Genomic DNA, 22,563 nt, shown 5'->3' with positions numbered 1-22,563 from the left:
CTTGTGAAAATTACAAAATTAACAAACAACATTTCTTTAAAAAGACAACTTGAAGGTGGAAATGAAGAACAATTAAAAACAGTTCGCAACGTTCTTCAAGATGTACGTGAAAATGGCGATGAAGCTCTTCGAAAATATAGTGAAATGTGGGACGGCATTAAACTTGACGACTTCCGCGTTTCTCAAGAAGAAATTGAGGAAGCTGTAGCAAACTTCGACGAACAATTAAAACAAGATTTAGAAGAAGCAGCAGCAAACATCCGATATTACCATGAAGCACAAAAAAGAGATGGCTATAAATTACCTTTAGCGAATGGATCTTGGTTAGCGCAACGTATTATTCCATTAGATGCAGTTGGATTATATGTACCTGGTGGCTCTGCTGCATATCCATCCTCTGTATTAATGAATGTAATCCCAGCTCAAGTGGCAGGAGTAGAGCGTATTGTTATTACTTCACCAGCAGGAAAAGATGGCAAACTACCATCTGCAGTATTAGTGGCTGCATCCATTTTAGGAGTAAATGAAATTTATAAAGTGGGTGGTGCACAAGCAATTGCTGCACTAGCTTACGGAACAGAGTCAATTGCACCAGTTGATAAAATTACTGGCCCAGGAAATATTTACGTAGCGTTAGCAAAACGTGAAGTATTTGGGGAAGTAGCCATTGATATGATTGCAGGTCCAAGTGAAATTGCCGTTCTTGCAGATGATTCAGCATATGCAGATGAAGTGGCAGCTGACCTATTATCACAAGCAGAGCACGATGCATTAGCATGTGCGGTATTAATTACAACAAGTGAGAAACTAGCGAATGAAGTTGCTGAAGAAGTGGAAAAGCAATTATGCGAACTACCACGTGAAGCAATTGCACGAAAATCGATTGAAAACTTTGGTCATATTTATATTGCCGAGTCAATGGAACAAGCGATTGAAGCAGTAAACTCATTAGCACCTGAACATTTAGAAGTCGTTACAGAAAATGCAGAAAGCGATGCAGAAAAAATCCGCCATGCTGGAGCAATCTTTGTAGGTCGTTATAGCTCTGAACCAGTAGGAGACTATTTTGCAGGAACGAATCACGTTTTACCGACAAATAGCACAGCACGTTTTGCAAGTGGGTTAAATGTAGATGACTTTATTAAACGTTCCAATGTTGTTTATTACAGTGAACAAACATGGCAAGAAAGTGCACCGAAAATTGCACGACTTGCTCGAATGGAAGGATTAGAAGGACATGCCCGTGCAGTTGAATCCCGTGGCTGGACTAAAGGAGATAAGTAAAATGACAGAATTTAAACGTAGATTTGCAACAATTGAACGTAAAACAAACGAAACAAAAATTGCTGTCGAAATCGATTTAGATGGTGATGGACAAGCAGAAGTAAATACAGGTGTACCGTTTATGGACCATATGCTTGATTTATTTTTAAAGCACGGTTTATTTAACGGTAAAATTATTGCAGATGGCGATACACACATCGATGACCACCATACAACAGAAGATATTGGGATTGTATTAGGTCAAGCGATTCGTGAAGCGTTAGGTGATAAAAAAGGCATTAAACGTTATGGGAATGCTTTTGTGCCAATGGATGATGCATTAGCTCAAGTGGTAATCGATTGTTCAAATCGTCCACATCTTGAATATCGCGTAGAGCCAGCATTAACGCAAAAAGTTGGCACTTTCGATACAGAGCTAGTACACGAATTTTTATGGAAATTTGCCCTTGAAGCTCGTATGAATGTCCATGTGATTGTTCCTTATGGTCATAATACACATCATATTATAGAAGCGATTTTTAAAGCGTTAGCTCGTGCAATAGATGATGCGGTGCAAATTGACCCTCGTGTGAAAGGTGTACCGTCAACGAAAGGACTTTTAACATGATAATTGGTGTAATTGATTATGGAATGGGTAATTTATTCAGTGTTGAACAAGCATTAAAACGTTTGAATTGTGAAGTGATTGTTTCAGCAGATTCTAGCACATTAGCTGCTACAGATGCCTTAATTTTACCAGGCGTTGGAGCATTTCCAGATGCAATGAAACGTTTATCTGAAACAGGTTTAGATCAGTTTATTCGCCAGCAAGTAGATGCGAAAAAACCACTCCTTGGCATTTGTTTAGGAATGCAATTATTGTTTGAAGAAAGTGAAGAAGTGGCGCCAACAAAAGGCTTTGGCTACTTTAAAGGGAAAATTACAAGATTCTCTGGTGAAAGCGAGTTTGGAAAATATCGTGTACCACATATGGGGTGGAATACGTTAGAGTTTCAATCATTACCAACTTGGTTAGAAAACAAAACGTTACCTGAAAGTAAATATGTTTATTTTGTACATTCCTTCTACGGTGCAAATATCGATCGAGAACAATTAGTAGCGAGTGCGGATTACTTCGGTGTTGAAGTTCCAGGTGTTGTACAAGCAGGTTCTGTTTGTGGCATGCAGTTCCACCCTGAAAAGTCAGGAGAATTCGGCGTGTTTTTACTTGAACAATGGCTAAATGGTGTGGAGGTGCTAGCATGTTAACAAAACGCATTATTCCTTGCCTTGATGTAAAGGAAGGCCGAGTTGTAAAAGGTATTCAATTTGTAGAACTACGAGATGCGGGAGACCCTGTTGAACTAGCAAAATTCTACGATGAACAAGGTGCAGATGAACTAGTATTTTTAGATATTTCCGCTTCCCACGAAGGCCGTGAAACGATGGTCGATGTTGTAAGACAAACGGCTGCAACCCTTGCCATTCCTTTTACAGTAGGTGGAGGTATTCGTACGTTAGATGATATGAAACGAATCCTACGAGCTGGAGCAGACAAAGTTTCTGTTAATACTTCTGCTTTAGAAAGACCAGAGCTCATTAAAGAAGGTTCTGACTTCTTTGGTGCACAATGTATTGTTGTTGCTATCGATGCGCGTTACAGTGAAGAAGATGGAACTTGGATGGTCTATACGCATGGTGGACGTAACAAAACGAATTGGCAAGCAGTTGAATGGGCAAAAGAGGCTGTTCGTTTAGGTGCGGGTGAAATTTTATTAACAAGTATGAACCAAGATGGTGAAAAGTCTGGTTTTGATTTAGCATTAACAAAAGCAGTACGTGACGCTGTAACTGTACCAATCATCGCAAGTGGTGGTGCAGGGAATGCAGAACACTTTGTAGAAGTTTTAAAAGACGTGGATGCGGATGCAGCATTAGCAGCTTCAATCTTCCATTATAAAGAGACAAGTGTTGCAGAAGTGAAAGCACACCTTAGAGAAAAAGGAGTATGTGTAAGATGATAGAAGGATTAAAGTTTGACGTTAAAGGATTAATCACTGCAGTTGTACAAGATGCACAAAGCAAAGAAGTATTAACTGTAGCTTATATGAATGAAGAGTCTTTACAAAAAACAATTGAAACAGGTGAAACTTGGTTCTTCTCTCGTTCTCGTAACGAGCTATGGCACAAAGGAGAAACAAGTGGCAATACGCAAAAGGTTGTTTCAATTAAAACAGATTGTGACAAAGATGCATTAGTAGTTGAGGTTTTACCTGCAGGACCTGCATGTCACAATGGCACAACTTCTTGCTTCACAGAAACAGTAGTAGAAAACGAACGCGTTGGATCACTTGATATTATTGATGAACTAGTAAACGTTATTCGTCAACGTGAAATTGATATGCCAGAAGGAGCTTACACTACATACTTATTTGACAAAGGAATCGATAAGATTTGTAAAAAAGTTGGAGAAGAAGCAACTGAGGTTGTCATTGGTGCGAAAAATCGTGATGCAGAAGAAGTGAAATGGGAAGCTGCAGATTTAATCTATCACTTATTAGTATTATTACAAGAACAAAAAATCAATGTTTATGACGTTCTTGGCGTACTTAAAACTCGTCACGAAGAAAAAAGAGCAAGTACGAAAAAATAGGTTTGAAAATAGATGATTCCGAACATGATTATAATGACTATTAACATAATTGTGTTATAATAAAATCAATTGTCAAAGGAACGTACTAAGATACGTTCCTATTTTCATGTTCGGAGGATTTAACTTGGAGAAAAAGCGTCAAAAAGAAAAAACGAATAATGTTGTTACATTTATTCCAAATGGCGAATATTACTTTAATAAAGCATTAAAGGCCATTGATAAAGATCAAATGGATAAAGCTTATAAATATATGAAGCGTGCTGCAGAGCTCAGTCCAGATGACGCCCATGTGTTAATGCAATTCGGCATATTAGAGATGGAAGCGCAAAATTTCGAAAAAGCATATGAACTGATACATACTGCTTATAGCCTTGAACCTAGTGAAGCGGAACATGTTTTCTTTTTAGCTGAAATCTCAGGTTGCATCGGATTAATGCGAGACGCTCAAAAATATGCAGAAATGTACTTACAAATGGAACCAGATGGAATGTATGTGCAGGAAGCAGAAGATATTTTAGAATTCGTTCAATTTGAAGAAAATGAAGTAGAATTTTTAGACGATGATGAATCGCAAAAATTGATTGCACAAGAAAAAGCACGACGATTAATGGAAGATGGAAATTTTCCTGAAGCGATTGAAGTGTTAGAACAAATAATAGAAACGTATCCCGATTTATGGCCAGCCTATAATAATTTAGCTTTGGCTAATTTTTATGTTGGCGAAACAGAGCAATCTAGAGCACTATTACATAACGTTTTGAGAGAAAATCACGGCAATTTGCATGCTCTTTGTAATTTAACAGTCGTTGCGTATTATGAAAAAAATGAAGAAGAACTACAAGCATTGCTAGAGATTTTAAAGAAAATCAATCCATACGATTGGGAAAATCGTTATAAATTAGGGGCTACACTTGCACTTGTCGGTCAATATGAGTTGGCTTACAAATGGCTACAAAGTATGAAAAAACGTGGCTTTTCTGGGGATGCTGGTTTCTATTTCTGGTTAGCACAATCTGCTTATTTCAGCGGTCGTGAAGAAGAAGGGAAAGCAGCATGGAGAATTCTTGTGGAAATGGATCCTACTAAGGAAGGGTTAGAACCATGGGGCAATCTTTCAGAAGAAGTAAATATCGATTCTTTAGAGCAAAATCGTGAATTCATCATTGAAAAAATTAATAGTAAATACAGTGCTCATCGAATGTTTGGCTTCTTTTTATTAAGTAAATCAGCTCATAAACAGGAAATCATTGCACATCCTAAATTAATCGATCTTTCAAAATACAGCGGCATCGAAAAACTATGTCTTGCCTATGCACTACAACATTCATTTAACCAAAAAAATGAGCTGGAAAAATACTTTGTTCGTTCTATGGAAGTTGCTGAAGATCTGTACAACAAAAGTGGATCGATTACCATCGAATCACAGTATTTATTCCAAATGTGGTTTGTGCTATGTGAAAGAGCGTTAAAAGAAGGCTATGAATTTAAAAATATTAAAGCTTTGGCTGCATCTGTCGAGTATATGTTTTACTCTACGATAAATAGCGAAAAAATTACTAAAAAACATTATGCAGAAAAATATAGTATTTCCGTTTCAACTTTATCGAAATATATTGAAGAACTCGTTCAATTTTTACCTTTTGATTCTAAGTAGGCTAGGCAAACTATTTGAAGTTACAAACTAATTGGCATAGGATTAAAGTGGTAAATGTAGTTAAAGACGTAGGATATCTTCAAATTGGGAGGCTTTTTTCATGGCAGAAGAAAAAATTTATGACGTAATTATTATCGGAGCAGGTCCTGCAGGGATGACAGCAGCGGTTTATACATCACGCGCAAATCTTTCTACATTAATGATCGAGCGCGGTATCCCTGGTGGACAAATGGCAAATACAGAAGAAGTTGAAAACTATCCAGGCTTTGAAACAATCTTAGGCCCTGAATTATCTACAAAAATGTTTGAACATGCGAAAAAATTCGGAGCAGAATACGCTTATGGTGATGTAGCAGAAATCATTGACGGCGAAGACTATAAAGTGATCAAAGCTGGTTCAAAAGAATATAAAACACGTTCTATCATTATCTCAACTGGTGCGGAATACAAAAAAATCGGTGTACCTGGTGAAAAAGAACTTGGTGGACGCGGTGTAAGTTATTGTGCAGTATGTGATGGAGCATTCTTTAAAAACAAAAATCTTGTTGTTATTGGTGGGGGAGACTCTGCTGTTGAGGAAGGTGTTTATTTAACACGTTTCGCAAACAAAGTAACAATTGTTCACCGTCGTGATAAACTACGTGCACAGAAAATTTTACAAGACCGTGCCTTTGCAAATGAAAAAGTTGATTTTATTTGGAATCATACGATAAAAGAAATTAACGAAAAAGATGGCAAGGTAGGTAGTGTGACGCTTGTATCCACTGTTGATGGCAGTGAGCAAGAATTCCAAACAGACGGAGTTTTCGTATATATCGGAATGGACCCATTAACTGCACCATTTAAAAACTTAGGCATATTAAATGAACAAGGTTATGTTGTGACTGATGAGAAGATGCAAACTTCTGTGAAGGGTATCTTTGCAGCAGGGGACGTACGTGATAAAATGCTTCGTCAAATCGTGACTGCAACAGGCGATGGAAGTATCGCTGCTCAATCAGCACAAGTATATGTAGAAGAGTTAAAAGAGAAAATTAGTCAATAGTAATATGCTTTTAATTATTCTGTAACTTCGTTGCAACAATGTGCAAGTATAATAAGGGAAATGAAACCATAACCCCCTTTTATTAACATAGAATTTTGGTTGCCTCCATTCTTTGGAAGCAACCCTTTTTTTGTTTAGAAAAGCGAAGCGCGTTCGTTTAGCCGTGACAGAAACTGGAGACTTCTGACAAGTGTGCTCGCACACGCAGGAAGAAGTCGAAGTTTCCGAACGGCTAACGCGCGTAGCTAGACAATAGAAAAGCGGAGAACGCTCGTCCAGCTCTTGACGGCACTGGCCGACAAAAACGCCACATCACGTGGCATTGTCGGCACTTGTACATCCGTGTACTGCGGAGACTTCCGACTAGCGTGTTTACACGCGTCGGAGGAAGTTGAAGTGTCCGAAAGAGCTAGCGTTCGCAGCTAGACAATAAGAAAAGCGGAGGCGGCTCGTCCAGGCTCGACACGCGCTGGAGACTTCGACAAGAAGGCGCTCTTTGCCTTCGTAGGAGGAGTTGAAGCGACGCGAGAGCCTAGCCGCCGCAGCTGGACAAAAGAAAAGCGAAGCGCGTTAGTTTAGCTCCGAAAGCAACTGGAAGAATCGCCTTCAAGGGCAAAAAGCGCCCTTTTGTCAATAAGAAAAGCAAAACGCAAAACGTTGCTAAACTCCATCCCCGCTTTTCTAGGCATGTCTAATAATTTAAAAACGTATTATTTTGTAACGGAGTTATTTGAACAGGTATAATGTAATAATAGGAGTAACCAATGATTTGAGGTGTTATTATGCAAAGGATCGCAAATTTATTAGCAATTCAAGACGGAAAAGTATTACTATTAAAGAAACCAAGAAGAGGTTGGTATGTTGCTCCGGGTGGAAAGATGGAGAGCGGTGAATCGATTTATGAAGCTGCGACACGAGAGTTTTTTGAGGAAACAAATGTAACGCCAAAAAATGTTCATTTAAAGGGTATCTATACAATGGTCATTAAGGATGGCGAAGAGCAAGTGGACGAGTGGATGCTGTTTACCTTTGTTGCTCATGGAATAGAAGGAGAACCTTTTAAACAAACAAGAGAAGGTGTACTCGAGTGGCATCCTATCGAAAGTATTCATAAACTACCAATGGCTGAAGGTGACCGTGTAAACTTGCTTTTTGCAGCACTAAATGAAGGCACACAATACGGCACATTTGTTTATACAAAGGATTTTGAACTATTAGCACAGAAAATACAAAATTCAAACGAACTAAAATAGAGGAGATGATCATCATGGGTAATAGTAAAAACTATACACATGAGGTAGTCATTATAACAGGAATGTCAGGGGCGGGGAAAACAGTTGCTGTTCAAAGCTTTGAAGATTTAGGGTATTACTGTATCGATAATTTACCCCCTGCGTTATTAACAACATTTTTAGCCTTAATGAAAGAATCGGAAAGACACATTACTCGTATCGCAGCAGTGATGGATATGCGTGGTGGTGAATTTTTTGATTCATTAATCGATGCACTCGATTTACTTGAGAAAGAAACCTATGTTCATACTCGTGTTCTATTTTTAGATTCTGACAATGAAACATTAGTAAGAAGATATAAAGAAACTCGAAGATCACATCCTCTAGCCCCAACAGGATTACCACTGGAAGGGATTAAAAAAGAACGAGAACTGCTTGCGGAATTAAAAGGCCGAGCAAAATTTGTGTACAACACTTCGAACATGAAACCGCGGGAATTACGAGAACGAATTGGAAAAGAGTTCTCGAATTCCGGTAGTCCGAAATTTTCAATTAATGTTATGTCTTTCGGGTATAAAAACGGAATTCCGATTGATGCTGACTTAGTTTTTGATGTGCGTTTTTTAACAAACCCTTACTATGTGGAGGAATTGCGTCCTAAAACAGGTTTGCAAATGGAGGTCTCTTCATATGTGTTAGCATCTGAAGAAACACAAGAACTCATTGTTAAACTAACAGACTTATTTAAATTTATGATTCCTCAATATATTAATGAAGGGAAATCACAATTGGTAATTGCTTTTGGCTGCACGGGAGGACAGCACAGATCTGTCACATTAGCAGAATATTTTGGTGAACTATTAAGTAGTAACTATCAAACTGCTATTACTCATCGTGACATCAATCGTAGAAAGGATTGAAGTAATGAAAAAAAGAAAACCGAATGTCGTGGTCATTGGGGGAGGTACAGGACTATCAACGATGTTACGCGGATTAAAAACATATCCGTTTAATATCACAGCAATTGTAACCGTTGCGGATGATGGCGGTTCATCTGGACGTCTTCGGGATGACTACGATATTCCTCCACCTGGGGACATACGAAATGTGATTGCAGCATTATCCGATACAGAACCACTTGTTGAACAAATGTTTCAGTATCGTTTTTCCCAATCAGTTGATTTAGGTGGACATTCCTTAGGCAATTTAATGCTTACTGCTTTAACAGACATTACTGGAGATTTTAGTCATGCGATTGCAGAGATGAGTAAAGTACTTAAAGTTCACGGAAAAGTAATCCCAGCTGCCAATAAAAAAGTGACATTGCATGCAGAATTAATCGATGGAACGATTATTGAAGGGGAATCGAAAATCCCGAATTCCCATTTACCAATAAAGCGAGTATATTTAACACCAAACAATGTAAAGCCGCTTCCTGAAGCAATTCGTGCTATAGCAAATGCAGATTTTATTCTAGTAGGTCCTGGTAGTTTATATACTAGTATTATTCCAAACTTATTAGTACAGGAAATTGGTCAGGCATTGGTAAAAGCTAAAGGAAGAAGAATCTATATTTGTAACTTAATGACGCAAAAGGGTGAAACCATTCATTACCGTGCAACGGATCATGTGCAAGCAATCTATGATCATGTTGGAATGCCATGTTTAGATGCGATTTTAGTGAATAATATAGAACTACCACTTCCGATAAAAGAAAACTATAAAGAAGAGAATGCAGAACCGGTTAAATTTGATATAGATAAATTAAAAAATATGGGGCTTGAAGTCATTCAGAAGGAAATTGCAATAATCCAAACAGGTGCAGTAAGACATGAAGCAGGAAAAATTGCACAATGGTTATACGATTATGCATCGAACAATAATGTTAAAAGTTAACAAACATCTATGAACTAATTTTTGATATGATATTATTCGGCATACATATTGGGTAGTGTCAAAACTTCTATGAAAAATTGAAAAACACAAGGTATTGGGCGATAAGTACTCTCCGAACGAGGGGACAATCGCTCTTGACAAACATTCCGAAAAGGTTGCGCCCATATTTTTGAGGGCGAAGGGGAAAAAGTAGGCACACCAAATAACCCTCGCCAAATACCAATTTTAACCTTTTCTCCATTCGGTTTGTCAAGAGTTCGCTACGCCGATTGTCATTCGTATGTAGTTATTTGAGGGCTCTGCTAAAAAAAGTAGGCTGCGGTTATTTCGTTAACTCCAATTGGGCCAGTTCAATCAGTTTTGTCCAACGTGCTGGCATATGTGGCATCTGGTCCAACTCTGGAATCATGACCGGCACACGCTTTTCCAGCTTTGCATGCGGTCGAAGGAAATTAAAATAGGCCACAAACATCGTCACAAACGATACCGAGCCAGCTTCGGAACCAAAGCCTGTTGTCGCACGGTAATGCCCTTTAAATGTCCGGTTTAGACGTTCGATAATTTGTTTCAACCAACGATATTCGGCTGACACTGGATCTTCGTTCGTTAAGCCTATCACTTGTGTCACATCAAACCAAATGTCATGTTGTGCGAAAAAGTGTTGTGCTAATAAGTAAATGGGGTTGCCATCCACGATTAAATTCAGGTTTTCGGGAATCTCCTTGAACTTTTGTAAAACATCATCGATTGCTTTAATGGCAGACAATGTATCGCGATTAGGCGAAACACGGTAAGAGAGAATAACTTTTTTCGCCGCATCAAAGAAAAAGAATAAGTAATGCCATTTCCCATTAACCCGAATATACGTTTCGTCGCCACAAAATTGATCGGACAGTTCATAAGGATAACCATCAACGAAGGGCTTCATCAAGATGGAGACACTGTTCACGTAATTTAATATCGTTTGATGTGAAATGGAAACATTATGTATGTCTTGCATAATCGCTGCTGTTTTCCGTGCTGAAATACCGTAATTCACATGGTATGTCAAAATCAATCCAAGTGTATGGGATGACGTATGAATCCGTGATAAATCTACACGTGGTTTTACTGGTGATGCTGGAGATAAAGGTTGATAATCAAACAAAAATTCACGATAAATATAACGCACTTTAAACGCCTGTGGATCTTGTTTAAATCGGGTCTTTTCTTCCTTACTCATTCGACCTATATTGGATAAATAATAGGAACACTGATTACTTTTACACTTCCAAATGTGAAAATCTTTTCGCTCTTTAATTTTCTCTAAGGTCTTCATACAGTGGGGGCAACGAAGAATAGCCTCTTTCTGATAGCGACTTTTTTGATTAAATAAGCAATCACATACCTTACATTGATATTGTCCTTTTGCACCATTATTCGCATACAAATACGAGGAAGGTGCACCACACTTAGGACAACAGAGGTTTTCAGGTACTTTTGATTTGGACTTGGCGTGTCGTCTTACAGGCTTTAATTCTTTGCCATGTTCATGGAAGTAGGCGATTAGTAAATCCTGAAAGGATGCTTTTTCAGGTTGATACAGAATGGGTAACTTATCAACTTGTAACTTGCGGTATTCTTTATTAATTGGCTGTTCAGGACGCACACTTCCAACAGCCTTACCAAATATTATCACCATTAATATTTTAATTATTTTTTCTTGGTACTTGATAAATTCAATTAAATACGCTAATAATTGAGGGTACAAACTTGTCACTTCCTTTTTGGGTAGTTTTGTGTGTGGTAACCTCAACTAACACCAAAATCCAGGGGGTGGCAAGTTTTTTTGCGTAAAAGACTATAAAACCAACGATTATTAGCGATTTATATATATAAGTTTTGACAATACGACATATTGAAAGGGGGGGAAGAGATGTCATTTGCTTCCGAAACAAAAAAAGAATTAACTCAAATAGAAGCTGATGATTCCAGTTTAAAATCTGAAGTTTCTGCACTCATTCGAATGAATGGTACATTATCATTTACTAATCGACAACTGAGTTTAGACGTTCAAACGGAAAATGCTGCGATTGCAAGACGTTTATATACAATCGTAAAAAAGTTATATCCTTATAATGTCGAGCTATTGGTTCGTAAAAAGATGCGATTAAAGAAAAATAATGTATACATTTGTCGTATCCGTGAAGGTGCTCGTGAAATCCTATCTGATTTAGATATCTTGTCAATAGATTTTCAATTGAATCATACAATATCAAAATCGATATTAGGGAATAAAAACCAGAAACGTGCTTATTTGCGTGGAGCATTTTTGGCAGGTGGCTCTGTTAACAACCCTGAAACATCATCATATCATTTAGAAATCTACTCTTTATATAAAGAACATGGTGAAGCCTTAGCTGACTTAATGAATCAATTTAATCTTAATGCTAAGACAATCGAGCGGAAAAAAGGATTTGTGACCTATTTAAAGGAAGCAGAAAAGATATCCGATTTCTTAGGGATTGTTGGTGCGACAACAGCAATGTTAAAGTTTGAAGATGTTCGAATTGTCCGTGATATGCGTAACAGCGTAAATCGTATTGTAAACTGTGAAACAGCGAACCTGAACAAAACAATAGGTGCAGCAATACGACAAGTTGAAAATATCCGTTTTATTGACAATGCTATTGGATTAGACCAACTCCCAGAAAAATTGCGTGAAATTGCAAGATTACGAGTGGAATATCAGGACGTAACATTAAAAGAACTTGGTGAGATGGTGTCGACTGGTACAGTAAGTAAGTCAGGTGTAAATCATCGCTTACGAAAAATTGATGAAATTGCTGATGCATTAAGACGTGGAGAAATGATAAAATAATATATTTCAAATTTGTAGGAATCTAAGATTGTTCTTTTCATACATTTTAGATAAGATTATATTATACAGATGATCGGTATGAAAGGGAGTATCGTAAATGGTTGAGACCACAGTGGAAGTAAAATTAAAAACTGGTTTACAGGCACGTCAAGCAGCCTTATTCGTGCAAGAGGCAAATCGCTATAAATCAGAAGTGTATTTACAAAAAGAAGAGAAAAAAGTAAATGCAAAATCCATTATGGGTATTATGAGTTTAGCTATCGCTAGAGGCACAGCTGTCACTTTAATTGCTGATGGCAAAGATGAGTCAGAAGCCATTAAAGGCCTAGCAACTCTAATCGAAAAAGAAGAATAATGTATTTTATTTTGAAAACGCTCGCAAAAAAGGAGGTGTCTATAATAGACACCTCCTTTTTCTGCGCCGAAAGCATAGCGACAGGCGCAAAAAGTCGTAAGGGATATGTCTTGCACTGAAAGAGACACCACCTTTTTCTGCGCCGAAACAAAAAATTGGTGAAGAAAAATTCATTTCTTCACCAATTGATAGGATATTATTCTTTTTTATCAGAGCTGCGTTCAATGATATGGTCAATTAAACCATACTCTTTTGCGTTTTGTGCAGTCATGAAGTTATCGCGGTCAGTATCTTGAGCGATTTTTTCTAATGGTTGACCAGTACGTTCAGCTAAAATTCCGTTTAACTTGTCGCGTAAGAATAAAATACGTTTAGCTGCGATTTCGATTTCTGTAGCTTGACCTTGAGCTCCACCAAGAGGTTGGTGAATCATTACTTCAGCGTTTGGTAAAGCAAAACGTTTACCTGGTTCACCAGCAGCAAGTAAGAATGCTCCCATCGATGCTGCCATACCGATACAAATTGTAGAAACTTGTGGCTTAATATATTGCATTGTATCGTAGATCGCCATACCTGCAGTGATAGAACCACCTGGTGAGTTAATATATAATGAGATATCCTTCTCTGGATCTTCTGCTGCTAAGAAAAGTAATTGGGCAACAATTGAGTTTGCTACATTATCATCAATTGCACTACCTAAAAGAATGATGCGGTCCTTTAAAAGTCTAGAGTAAATATCGTATGCACGTTCACCGCGGTTTGTTTGTTCAATAACTGTAGGAATTAAATTCATTGTTATATCCTCCTTAATAAAGGTGTTTTATAAAATTGCTACGTGCTGAAATGTATCAGCTGTAACATAATCATACACAGAATAGTCAATAAAGGTCAAATATAAACTACTTAATTTACTTGTTTTATGATTAAGAGTTCGTAAAGTTGAATAGTCTAATTAAATGTATATTCCATAAACTTTATAGTTGAATTGTCGTGTAGGTGCTTGTATAATAGAAAAGTCGTAATTTTATGGTTTTGACCTTCGTATGGGTACATGTTTTTTCTTAGCGTTACGAGTAAGACTTATTTTATTATTGTCCTCGTGGTGTAATGGATAACACAGAAGATTCCGGTTCTTCCGCTGGGGGTTCGATTCCCTCCGAGGGCGCCATTTTACTGTTTCAAAATATATATTATAATAGCAAACCTTTTATGAATTTATTAGTTTAGCAGCCTAATAAATTTTAAAAGGGAATGAAGATAAAGGATAAAATGTATTACTGTACCAATTCATTTTATCCTTATTTCATTCATTTAAACATTTTTTTCCTAATTTTTTAAAAAAATAAATACTATTACATAGTACAACCGTATTTTTATACGGTTGTTTTTTTATTTATGCAAATATTTTTTTATTTGTAGAATATATGAAATTTTTTCGAAATATATATTTTCTTCTCGAATAAGTATAATTTTTATCGTATAAGTAGGAATTATTTTCAATAATAGTACATATATTTCGAAAATTTTTTGTTGTATAATAATTCCGATGTTTATATAATTGTTATATATATTACTAGGTTTGAAACTAAGAATATTGCAAACATTATAACAACTTTAGGGGGACTAACTATGTTAAAGAAAAAAGGAATGTTTAAATTAGGAATGCTTCTAACTGCATCTTCACTTATGTTAGCTGCATGTGGATCTAGTGACTCAGACTCATCAACTGGTAGTGCAGGTGAAGGTGAAAAAATTACTAAACTTGTAGCAGGAACAGAAGCTACTTTTGCACCATTTGAATATATGGATGATAAAGGTAATGTAGTAGGAATTGATGTAGATATACTAGATGCAATGACAGAAGAACTAGGTATTGAATATGAAATTCGTAATGTTGGTTGGGAACCAGTATTCCAACAAGTAAAAAATGGTGAACTAGATTTAGGAGCATCAGGTATTACAATTACTGATGAACGTAAAGAAACTTTTGATTTTACTGAACCATATTTTGAAGCAACACAAGTGCTAGTTGTAAAAGAAGATTCTCCAATTACTTCTGCTGAAGATGTAAAAGGTAAAAAAGTATCAGTTCAAATTAACTCTACTGGTCACATCGCAGCCAAAGATTTACTTGGTGAAACTAACCCAGATATTATGGCATATGAAAATTTACCAATCGCTATTCAAGAAGTGATTAACGGAACTTCAGAAGCAGCTATTGGTGACAACGCAGTAGTATTTGAGTACTTAAAAAATAACCCAGATGCAAAACTTAAAGTGATCGAAGACGATGCATTTGCTAAAGAATACTATGGTTTCATGGTGAAAAAAGGAAATACTGAAGTGTTAGAACTATTAAATGAAGGTCTACAAAAAATTAAAGAAAATGGTAAATTAGCAGAAATTACTGGTCAAGAATTAGAATAGAAAATTTGGAGGTGTTTCAGATGGACTTCTTAGAGTTGCGCTGGGACATAATCTGGAACTACCGTGAGCTTTTTTTACGTGGGATATGGATTACAATTTTACTTACAATTAGTGGTTATGTAGGTGGTATTATTCTTGGGGTTTTAATCGGATTAGGTGAAACTTCAAAGAAAAAATGGATTTATTGGCCATCTAAGTTGTACGTAGACCTGTTTCGCGGAACTCCAATGTTGGTACAGATTTTAATTATTCACTTAGCGTTTATCCCAGCAATTTTTGGACAATCGTATGGATTTATGGTTTCAGGTATTACAGCATTGATTTTAAACTGTGCAGCATATAACGCAGAGATTATCCGTGCTGGTATTCAATCAATCGATAAAGGACAAATGGAAGCTGCACGCTCACTTGGTTTAACTCATTCTCAAGCGATGCGAAAAATCATCTTACCACAAGCCTTCCGTCGAATGATTCCACCATTAGGAAACGAATTTATTGCATTATTAAAAGATTCATCATTAGTAACAGTTATTGCGGCAAACGATATTTTATATGCAGCAAAGGTTGTAGCAGGGGCGTATAACCGTTTCTGGGAACCATATTTAGTCGCTGCACTTTTATACTTAATCTTAACGTACCTAGTAACTAAAGTTGTCGCTTATGTCGAACGAAGATTTAGTAATAGTTACAATCCGCGTAAGAAAAAAGAAGGGCGGGTTGCATCATGATTAAAGTAGAAAATTTACACAAACATTTTGATAAGCTAGAAGTATTAAAAGGCATAGACTACGAAATTAAAGAAAAAGAAGTAGTTTGTGTAATTGGTCCCTCTGGTTCAGGTAAAAGTACTTTTTTAAGATGTATTAATCTTTTAGAAGAAATCACAAATGGTGCTATTTATATTGATGGGGTAAAGGTAAACGATCCGAAAACAAATATTAACGATATTCGTACAGAAGTAGGAATGGTTTTCCAACAGTTTAATTTATTCCCACATATGACCGTATTAGATAATATTACGATGGCACCGATGCTGATTCGTAAATTGTCAAAAGCTGAAGCTGAGAAATTAGCTTTGGAATTATTAGATAAAGTTGGGCTACGTGCAAAAGCTGATAATTATCCACAGCAATTATCAGGTGGTCAACAACAACGTGTAGCTATTGCACGTGCGTTAGCAATGAAGCCAAAAGTTATGCTGTTTGACGAACCAACTTCAGCACTGGATCCTGAAATGGTAAATGAAGTATTGGACGTTATGAAACAGTTAGCACTTGAAGGGATGACAATGGTTGTCGTAACTCACGAAATGGGCTTCGCACGAGAAGTTGCAGATCGCGTGGTATTCATGGATGGCGGATTCATCGTTGAACAAGGCGATCCTGAACAACTATTCGGAAACCCACAAAATGAACGAACAAAAGCCTTTTTAGGAAAAGTTTTATAAAAGTAGAATCCATTTGATGGTTGTGAATAACAACCGTTGAATGGATTTTTTATTCTGTAATGGTCTGATTGGGGGTGAATGGACGAAACGATATGTTATCTGGACGAAAATTAAGTGTATGCGGACGAAACGGTAAGTTATCCGGACGAAAACTAAGCATATGTGGACGAAACATTAGATTAAGTGGACGAATCTAGAATGAACGGACGAAACGATGGGATATCTGAACGAAAACTAAGTGTATGTGGACGAAACATTGGATTAAGCGGACGAACCTAATATGATTGGACGAAACGATGGGATATCTGAACGAAAACTAAGTGTATGTGGACGAAACATTAGATTAAGCGGACGAATCTAATATGATTGGACGAAACGATGGGATATCTGAACGAAAACTAAGTGTATGTGGACGAAACATTAGATTAAGCGGACGAATCTAATATGTATGGACGAAACGATGTGTTATCAAGACGAAAACAAAATGGATGTAGACGAAATCATGAAAATCTTGTGTGCATAGCAATACAACTTGTGCGTTTAAATTAGATTTTGTGCGTATAGCAATACAACTTGTGCGTTTAAATAAGCTTTAATGCACTTAGTAATACTCGTGTGTATATGTATGTACACAACAGTAAAAACCGAGCAAAAATTTGCCCGGTTTTTGTTCTCAACATTGTCTAACTACGAACGCTAGCTCTTCGACAACTTCAGAAACTCCTTCGAGGACAAAAAGCGTCCTCTTGTCGTTTCCTCCAGTTGTCTTCAGAGCTGAATGAGCGTTCTTCGCTTTTCTTATCAGTTCGGCATATCTTTTGCTTTTTGTGCCATGCCGTACATGTTAAGCATAGTTTGCATATCTTGTGGAGCTAGTTGAGGGATTTGGTATAGGCCTTGTTTGTTTTGCCATAGTGATAGTTCGTATGCCATTTCGATACAGTTTGGAATGGAATCTTGTAAAACACGGCGTACTACCGGGTTTGTTGCTTCAAGGGCTGCTTGCGTTTTACCTGCTGCACCCATTTTGTGGCAGCTTAACAAGAAGCCTGAAATAATGCCGTCGTTAATTTCGTTTGCTGATTGCATCGGTTGTTTTGGTTGACCTGGTGATAAGCCGTATTTTGAATCATTGCCCATTTGCATTTTATAAGAACGAGTTGGGTGGCTTGGATCTTGACCAGTTTTGAAGCACTCAGCCGTAATATTGTATTCATCTAGCATAAATGCGTATTGTCTATCCAAAATATTTAAAAGCTCTGGATCTTGAACATGGGGACGGAAAAAGATAAATGTGTTCATTGCGCCAATTGCTGCACTTAGTACCTCATGAACGTCTAACACTTCATGTGCACCATGATTCATCGACATTGGCATGTTTCCTTGCATTCCCTGAGATTGATTCATAAATTGGTTTTCCATTATTTATTCCTCCAAATTCAATAGTCGTACAAACGTACAGGATATAGTTTGTGTAGATTTTATTTGATTATTCAATGGAAATTTGTCATTCTTAAAAAAGGAGGAATTAAAGATGAAAGTTACATTTTATAGTCGACCGAACTGTCCATTATGTACTGACGGTTTAATGATGTTAAAATTGGTGCAAGAAGATGTAGAATTTGAAATCGAAATGGTTAATATTGAAGATGATGATGAAATCCATGAAAAATATATGCTCATGATCCCTGTTGTCGAAAAAGATGGAGAAATTGTGCAATATGGAAATTTAGATTATGTAACATTACTCGAATCACTTCAATAATATAGATAGAAGTTGTATAATATTGGTATCGGGTATTTTTTTACCCTTACCGGGACATTTTTATATATGCGGGGCAAAAAAGTCCTGATAAGAAAAGAAGGTAATAAATTTGAACAAATATTTTTCCCAAAAGGCGTTCGAAATATTAGTTCCTGAAGTGATTTCAACATTTCAACTTCGATATCGCGTTTTGCAAATGATTTCAATGTCAGGTCCAATAGGAAGAAGGGCGATTGTTGATTCATTAAAGATGACTGAAAGATTTGTCAGGAACGAAATAGAAAATCTGAAAAATCAACAATTGATTGAAATCACTCAAAAGGGAATGATTTGTACTTCCCTTGGAAATGAAATGTTAGATCAATTGAAAGACGTATTCCAAGAACTTTCAGGGTTATTACAAAAGGAAAAATTATTAGCAAACGTTCTAGGGATTCAAAAAGTTGTGATTGTACCAGGCAACTTAGATGAGGATGCAAATATTAAACACCTCATTGGAAAAGAAGCAGCCTCATTATTAACAGAACATGCAAAAAAAGATGATTATGTTGCGATAACAGGTGGCAGTACCGTTGCAGCATTAACTCATTTTTTAGAGCCAGTTAAGTCTTTAGACAGCTTAACATTCATTGCAGCTCGAGGAAGTATTGGGGATGAGTTAGATTTTCAAGCAAATACGTTGGTATCACAATATGCATCAAAATGTCATGCCAACAGTAAAACGCTCTATTTGCCAGAACATTTAAGTCAAACAGCCTATGAAACGATGATGAAAGAACCGATTATAAAGGAAATTATCGACTTATACGATGAAGTTCGAATTGTCATCCATGGTATTGGGAATGCGAAAGAAATGGCTGAAAGAAGACAATCAAATCCTGAAATTATTTCACTATTGCGTGATAAAAAAGCAGTAGGAGAGGCTTTTGGATACTACTTTGATGAAAAAGGTCAAATCATTCATCGCATTAATACAATCGGCATTCAATTGGAGCAAGTAAAGCAGAGTCGTAACATCATTGCTGTTGCTGGTGGGGTGAATAAAGCGAAAGCGATTCAAGCTTACTTTAATATTGCAGCAAAACATACTGTATTAATTACAGATGAAGGTGCTGCAAATGCAATTCTAAATGGTTAATAAAGTTTTCATCAGGCTAAACTGTATTGGGTGGTCTTTTGAAATCTTAAATATATAAATTGGAGGAAATAACTATGGCTATTAAAATCGCAATTAACGGATTTGGACGTATCGGAAGACTTGTATTTCGCGAGGCAATCAATCACAGTGAGTTTGAAGTTGTGGCTGTTAATGATTTAACAGATGCACATCAATTAGCTCATTTATTAAAATACGATTCAATTCACGGTATTTTTGATGGGGAAGTACAATCAGAAGATAATGCATTTATCGTAAATGGTAAACGCGTTCAAGTATTATCCGAAAAAGACCCTGCAAACTTACCATGGGGAGAACTTGATATTGATATAGTGATCGAATCTACTGGTCGTTTTAGATCGATGGAAGATGTATCAAAACATGTTCAAGCAGGTGCGAAAAAAGCGATTTTATCTGCACCAGCTAAAGGTGAGATGCCTACATACGTAATGGGGGTAAACCATACAGAATACAATCCATCTGAAACAGTTATTTCAAATGCATCTTGTACCACAAACTGTTTAGCACCAGTAGCGAAAGTACTTGATGAAAAGTTCGGTATTAAACGTGGATTAATGACAACAATCCATTCCTATACAAATGACCAACGAATCTTAGACTTCCCGCATAGTGACCCAAGACGTGCACGTGCAGGAGCAGTTTCAATGATTCCTACTACAACAGGGGCTGCCGTTGCTGTTGCGAAAGTATTACCACACTTAAAAGGTAAACTGGATGGCTTCTCTATGCGTGTTCCAACACCGAACGTATCATGTGTAGACTTAGTAGCGGAATTAAATACAACAGTAACAGTAGAAGATGTAAACAATGCTTTAAAAGAAGCGGCAAACGGTTCTCTAGAAGGAATTCTTGGTTATAACGAATTACCATTAGTATCAATCGATTATAATGGTGATAAACATTCATCTACAGTAGATGGCTTATCAACAATGGTATTAGATAATAACATGATAAAAGTATTAGCTTGGTACGATAATGAAATCGGTTATTCTAATCGATTAATGGATCTTGCTCTATATATTACACAACGTTCGAAATAAGAGAATAATGTGACATACTTATTAAGAATATGCCACATTAATCATTAATTTAGCATAAAAAGTATAGCCTTTATATTTATTACCATTTATAATGGTTAAGGGTAAAAGAAGCGTGGGATAAAAATACCCATCGCTTCTTTCTTTTTAATCAACTAGATTGTGCGAGCGTGATGGCTTTTTTATTATAGGAGCTGAACGAACGCGCTTCGCTTTTCGATTGTCCAGCTATGGTGGCTAGGCTCTCGCGTCGCTTCAACTCCTCCTACGAAGGCAAAAAGCGCCTTCTTGTTCGGAGTCTCCAGCGCGTGTCGAGCCTGAACGAGCCACCTTCGCTTTTCGATGGTCTAGCTTCGCGCGTTAGCTCCTCGACAACTTCAGAATCGTCTGCAAGGGCAAAAAGCGCCCTTTTGCCGATTCTTCCAGTTGTTTTCGGAGCTGAACGAACGCGCTTCGCTTTTCTAAATTATTGTAAGAATAAAGGAGACGCTTTAACCTTACAATAAACTATTGCATAAATGAGAAAATAATATAAACTCGCAAATTTTGAAGGAGGGTTTTCTTCAATGTTTTTAAAGAAGACGATGAAAGATGTAGATGTAAAAGGTAAACGTGTATTTGTTCGTGTGGATTTCAACGTACCAATGGAAAACGGGGAGATTACAGACGATACGCGTATCCGTGCTGCACTTCCAACAATTAAAGAACTAGTAAATGCAGGAGCGAAAGTTATTTTAGCTTCCCATTTAGGTCGTCCAAAAGGCGAAGTAAAAGAAGAAATGCGTTTAACGGCAGTTGGTGTTCGTTTAAGTGAATTAATTGGACAACCAGTTACAAAGCTAGATGAATCAATTGGTGAAACAGTTGAAGCAACAGTTGCCGAAATGAAAGATGGCGACATCGTATTATTAGAAAATGTTCGTTTCCATAAAGGCGAAGAAAAAAATGACGAAGAACTCGCAAAAGCTTTCGCGAAATTAGCAGATATCTATGTAAACGATGCATTTGGTGCTGCTCACCGTGCACATGCTACAACAGAAGGTATTGCAAAATATGTTCCAGCCGTTTCTGGTCTTTTAATGGAAAGAGAGCTAGATGTATTAGGGAAAGCTTTATCAAATCCTGAACGTCCATTTACAGCGATTATCGGTGGTGCAAAAGTTAAAGATAAAATCGGTGTTATCGAAAGCTTGCTAGATAAAGTAGATCATCTCATTATCGGCGGCGGCCTTTCCTTCACATTTGTAAAGGCGCAAGGACATTCAATCGGAAAATCTTTATTAGAAGAAGATAAAATTGAATTAGCGCGCGGCTTTATTGAAAGAGCAAAAGAAAAAGGCGTTCAATTACATATGCCAGTGGATGCGGTTGTAGCGAATGAATTTTCAAAAGATGCTGAAACAAAAGTTGTAGATATTAATGAAATCCCAGAAGAGTGGATGGGTCTAGACATTGGTCCAAAAACTGCTGAAAAATATGCAGATGTCATTAAACAATCCAAATTAATTATTTGGAATGGTCCGATGGGTGTGTTCGAAATGGAACCATTTGCAAATGGTACGAAGACTGTTGCAAATGCCATGGCAGAAACAGAAGGCTACACAGTAATCGGTGGTGGCGACTCAGCGGCAGCAGTAGAAAAATTTGATGTAGCAGATAAAATGGACCACATCTCAACAGGTGGAGGAGCTTCTCTAGAGCTTATGGAAGGTAAAGAACTTCCTGGTATTGTAGCGTTAAACGATAAATAAG

The 22,563-nt window shown here is 37.1% G+C and carries 22 protein-coding genes and 1 tRNA gene; 20 read left to right on the top strand and 3 right to left on the bottom strand.

What is annotated here, in order from left to right; translation table 11 throughout:
* Positions 1–3: 3 nt before the first annotated feature.
* The 10 genes from hisD to NKR20_RS14070 all read left to right on the top strand — a co-directional run bounded on the left by hisD (position 4) and on the right by NKR20_RS14070 (position 9,743).
* Positions 4–1,284, top strand: a complete 1,281-nt coding sequence (hisD, locus tag NKR20_RS14115) for a histidinol dehydrogenase (RefSeq protein ID WP_253427101.1) — start codon at positions 4–6, stop codon at positions 1,282–1,284.
* A 1-nt stretch (position 1,285) separates the two neighbouring features.
* A complete protein-coding gene (gene hisB / locus NKR20_RS14110; RefSeq protein ID WP_253427100.1) occupies positions 1,286–1,891 on the top strand; it encodes an imidazoleglycerol-phosphate dehydratase HisB in 606 nt (201 codons plus the stop codon).
* The gene (hisH, locus tag NKR20_RS14105; protein ID WP_253427099.1) at positions 1,888–2,532 is read left to right on the top strand and encodes an imidazole glycerol phosphate synthase subunit HisH; all 645 of its coding nucleotides are present in this window, start codon (positions 1,888–1,890) and stop codon (positions 2,530–2,532) included. The genes hisB and hisH overlap by 4 nt, the downstream gene beginning before the upstream one ends.
* Positions 2,526–3,284, top strand: a complete 759-nt coding sequence (gene hisF / locus NKR20_RS14100) for an imidazole glycerol phosphate synthase subunit HisF (RefSeq protein ID WP_253427098.1) — start codon at positions 2,526–2,528, stop codon at positions 3,282–3,284. Before hisH ends, hisF begins: the two co-directional genes overlap by 7 nt.
* Positions 3,281–3,916, top strand: coding sequence for a bifunctional phosphoribosyl-AMP cyclohydrolase/phosphoribosyl-ATP diphosphatase HisIE (gene hisIE, locus NKR20_RS14095; protein WP_253427097.1), 636 nt, complete (start codon positions 3,281–3,283; stop codon positions 3,914–3,916). Before hisF ends, hisIE begins: the two co-directional genes overlap by 4 nt.
* A 124-nt stretch (positions 3,917–4,040) precedes the next feature.
* On the top strand, positions 4,041–5,570 hold the full coding sequence (locus NKR20_RS14090; RefSeq protein ID WP_253427096.1) for a tetratricopeptide repeat protein: 1,530 nt from the start codon (positions 4,041–4,043) through the stop codon (positions 5,568–5,570).
* A gap of 100 nt (positions 5,571–5,670) precedes the next feature.
* Positions 5,671–6,615, top strand: a complete 945-nt coding sequence (gene trxB / locus NKR20_RS14085) for a thioredoxin-disulfide reductase (protein ID WP_121214702.1) — start codon at positions 5,671–5,673, stop codon at positions 6,613–6,615.
* Positions 6,616–7,397: 782 nt separating this feature from the next.
* Positions 7,398–7,868, top strand: a complete 471-nt coding sequence (locus NKR20_RS14080; RefSeq protein ID WP_253427095.1) for an 8-oxo-dGTP diphosphatase — start codon at positions 7,398–7,400, stop codon at positions 7,866–7,868.
* 14 nt (positions 7,869–7,882) lie between these two features.
* Positions 7,883–8,767 carry an RNase adapter RapZ gene (gene rapZ / locus NKR20_RS14075; protein WP_121214704.1) on the top strand — a complete coding sequence of 295 codons (885 nt, stop codon included), beginning with the start codon at positions 7,883–7,885 and terminating at the stop codon, positions 8,765–8,767.
* A gap of 4 nt (positions 8,768–8,771) precedes the next feature.
* Positions 8,772–9,743: a gluconeogenesis factor YvcK family protein gene (locus NKR20_RS14070; protein ID WP_121214705.1), complete on the top strand. Its 972-nt coding sequence runs from the start codon at positions 8,772–8,774 to the stop codon at positions 9,741–9,743.
* Between the two features lie 322 nt (positions 9,744–10,065).
* Here the strand turns inward: NKR20_RS14070 and NKR20_RS14065 are convergent, their stop codons facing one another.
* On the bottom strand, positions 10,066–11,493 hold the full coding sequence (locus NKR20_RS14065) for a DDE-type integrase/transposase/recombinase (protein WP_253428046.1): 1,428 nt from the start codon (positions 11,491–11,493) through the stop codon (positions 10,066–10,068).
* A gap of 165 nt (positions 11,494–11,658) precedes the next feature.
* Between NKR20_RS14065 and whiA the strand changes: the two genes are divergently transcribed.
* Together whiA and NKR20_RS14055 are read left to right on the top strand one after the other, a co-directional pair.
* Positions 11,659–12,603 (top strand): DNA-binding protein WhiA, encoded by a 945-nt coding sequence (whiA, locus tag NKR20_RS14060; protein WP_121214414.1) that lies wholly within the window; start codon positions 11,659–11,661, stop codon positions 12,601–12,603.
* Between the two features lie 97 nt (positions 12,604–12,700).
* Entirely contained in the window at positions 12,701–12,958 is a 258-nt protein-coding gene (locus tag NKR20_RS14055; protein WP_121214415.1) for an HPr family phosphocarrier protein, read from the top strand.
* A 196-nt stretch (positions 12,959–13,154) separates the two neighbouring features.
* Here NKR20_RS14055 and clpP read toward each other — a convergent pair whose 3' ends face one another.
* Positions 13,155–13,751 (bottom strand): ATP-dependent Clp endopeptidase proteolytic subunit ClpP, encoded by a 597-nt coding sequence (gene clpP, locus NKR20_RS14050; RefSeq protein WP_121214416.1) that lies wholly within the window; start codon positions 13,749–13,751, stop codon positions 13,155–13,157.
* Between the two features lie 300 nt (positions 13,752–14,051).
* Between clpP and NKR20_RS14045 the strand changes: the two genes are divergently transcribed.
* The 4 genes from NKR20_RS14045 (at position 14,052) to NKR20_RS14030 (ending at position 16,832) form a co-directional block, all read left to right on the top strand.
* Positions 14,052–14,126 (top strand) — tRNA-Arg (locus NKR20_RS14045).
* 461 nt (positions 14,127–14,587) lie between these two features.
* Positions 14,588–15,385: a basic amino acid ABC transporter substrate-binding protein gene (locus NKR20_RS14040; RefSeq protein ID WP_253427094.1), complete on the top strand. Its 798-nt coding sequence runs from the start codon at positions 14,588–14,590 to the stop codon at positions 15,383–15,385.
* A gap of 20 nt (positions 15,386–15,405) precedes the next feature.
* Entirely contained in the window at positions 15,406–16,113 is a 708-nt protein-coding gene (locus NKR20_RS14035; protein WP_121214418.1) for an amino acid ABC transporter permease, read from the top strand.
* Complete coding sequence (locus NKR20_RS14030; RefSeq protein WP_253427093.1) at positions 16,110–16,832, top strand: amino acid ABC transporter ATP-binding protein; 723 nt, start codon at positions 16,110–16,112, stop codon at positions 16,830–16,832. The genes NKR20_RS14035 and NKR20_RS14030 overlap by 4 nt, the downstream gene beginning before the upstream one ends.
* An 801-nt stretch (positions 16,833–17,633) precedes the next feature.
* Here the strand turns inward: NKR20_RS14030 and NKR20_RS14025 are convergent.
* On the bottom strand, positions 17,634–18,254 hold the full coding sequence (locus NKR20_RS14025) for a spore coat protein (protein WP_121214420.1): 621 nt from the start codon (positions 18,252–18,254) through the stop codon (positions 17,634–17,636).
* Between the two features lie 112 nt (positions 18,255–18,366).
* Here NKR20_RS14025 and NKR20_RS14020 point away from each other — a divergent pair, with 112 nt between their 5' ends.
* From NKR20_RS14020 to NKR20_RS14005, 4 genes are all read left to right on the top strand, one after another.
* Positions 18,367–18,597: a glutaredoxin family protein gene (locus NKR20_RS14020; RefSeq protein ID WP_121214421.1), complete on the top strand. Its 231-nt coding sequence runs from the start codon at positions 18,367–18,369 to the stop codon at positions 18,595–18,597.
* Positions 18,598–18,706: 109 nt separating this feature from the next.
* Positions 18,707–19,735: a sugar-binding transcriptional regulator gene (locus NKR20_RS14015; RefSeq protein WP_253427092.1), complete on the top strand. Its 1,029-nt coding sequence runs from the start codon at positions 18,707–18,709 to the stop codon at positions 19,733–19,735.
* Between the two features lie 74 nt (positions 19,736–19,809).
* Positions 19,810–20,814 carry a type I glyceraldehyde-3-phosphate dehydrogenase gene (gene gap / locus NKR20_RS14010; protein ID WP_253427091.1) on the top strand — a complete coding sequence of 335 codons (1,005 nt, stop codon included), beginning with the start codon at positions 19,810–19,812 and terminating at the stop codon, positions 20,812–20,814.
* A 563-nt stretch (positions 20,815–21,377) separates the two neighbouring features.
* Entirely contained in the window at positions 21,378–22,562 is a 1,185-nt protein-coding gene (locus NKR20_RS14005; RefSeq protein WP_253427090.1) for a phosphoglycerate kinase, read from the top strand.
* Position 22,563: the final 1 nt, after the last annotated feature.

Source organism: Ureibacillus endophyticus (genome assembly GCF_024159215.1).
Lineage (GTDB): Bacteria > Bacillota > Bacilli > Bacillales_A > Planococcaceae > Ureibacillus > Ureibacillus endophyticus.
This window is presented reverse-complemented; position numbering and strand designations above follow the sequence as displayed.

What these genes read in the sequence shown, in the direction of transcription:
- hisB (WP_253427100.1), top strand. Translation starts at nt 1,286, where the DNA reads ATGACAGAATTTAAACGTAGATTTGCAACAATTGAACGTAAAACAAAC.
- hisH (WP_253427099.1), top strand. Translation starts at nt 1,888, where the DNA reads ATGATAATTGGTGTAATTGATTATGGAATGGGTAATTTATTCAGTGTT.
- hisF (WP_253427098.1), top strand. Translation starts at nt 2,526, where the DNA reads ATGTTAACAAAACGCATTATTCCTTGCCTTGATGTAAAGGAAGGCCGA.
- hisIE (WP_253427097.1), top strand. Translation starts at nt 3,281, where the DNA reads ATGATAGAAGGATTAAAGTTTGACGTTAAAGGATTAATCACTGCAGTT.
- trxB (WP_121214702.1), top strand. Translation starts at nt 5,671, where the DNA reads ATGGCAGAAGAAAAAATTTATGACGTAATTATTATCGGAGCAGGTCCT.
- NKR20_RS14080 (WP_253427095.1), top strand. Translation starts at nt 7,398, where the DNA reads ATGCAAAGGATCGCAAATTTATTAGCAATTCAAGACGGAAAAGTATTA.
- rapZ (WP_121214704.1), top strand. Translation starts at nt 7,883, where the DNA reads ATGGGTAATAGTAAAAACTATACACATGAGGTAGTCATTATAACAGGA.
- NKR20_RS14070 (WP_121214705.1), top strand. Translation starts at nt 8,772, where the DNA reads ATGAAAAAAAGAAAACCGAATGTCGTGGTCATTGGGGGAGGTACAGGA.
- whiA (WP_121214414.1), top strand. Translation starts at nt 11,659, where the DNA reads ATGTCATTTGCTTCCGAAACAAAAAAAGAATTAACTCAAATAGAAGCT.
- NKR20_RS14055 (WP_121214415.1), top strand. Translation starts at nt 12,701, where the DNA reads ATGGTTGAGACCACAGTGGAAGTAAAATTAAAAACTGGTTTACAGGCA.
- clpP (WP_121214416.1), bottom strand. Translation starts at nt 13,751, where the DNA reads ATGAATTTAATTCCTACAGTTATTGAACAAACAAACCGCGGTGAACGT.
- NKR20_RS14040 (WP_253427094.1), top strand. Translation starts at nt 14,588, where the DNA reads ATGTTAAAGAAAAAAGGAATGTTTAAATTAGGAATGCTTCTAACTGCA.
- NKR20_RS14035 (WP_121214418.1), top strand. Translation starts at nt 15,406, where the DNA reads ATGGACTTCTTAGAGTTGCGCTGGGACATAATCTGGAACTACCGTGAG.
- NKR20_RS14030 (WP_253427093.1), top strand. Translation starts at nt 16,110, where the DNA reads ATGATTAAAGTAGAAAATTTACACAAACATTTTGATAAGCTAGAAGTA.
- NKR20_RS14025 (WP_121214420.1), bottom strand. Translation starts at nt 18,254, where the DNA reads ATGGAAAACCAATTTATGAATCAATCTCAGGGAATGCAAGGAAACATG.
- NKR20_RS14020 (WP_121214421.1), top strand. Translation starts at nt 18,367, where the DNA reads ATGAAAGTTACATTTTATAGTCGACCGAACTGTCCATTATGTACTGAC.
- gap (WP_253427091.1), top strand. Translation starts at nt 19,810, where the DNA reads ATGGCTATTAAAATCGCAATTAACGGATTTGGACGTATCGGAAGACTT.
- NKR20_RS14005 (WP_253427090.1), top strand. Translation starts at nt 21,378, where the DNA reads ATGTTTTTAAAGAAGACGATGAAAGATGTAGATGTAAAAGGTAAACGT.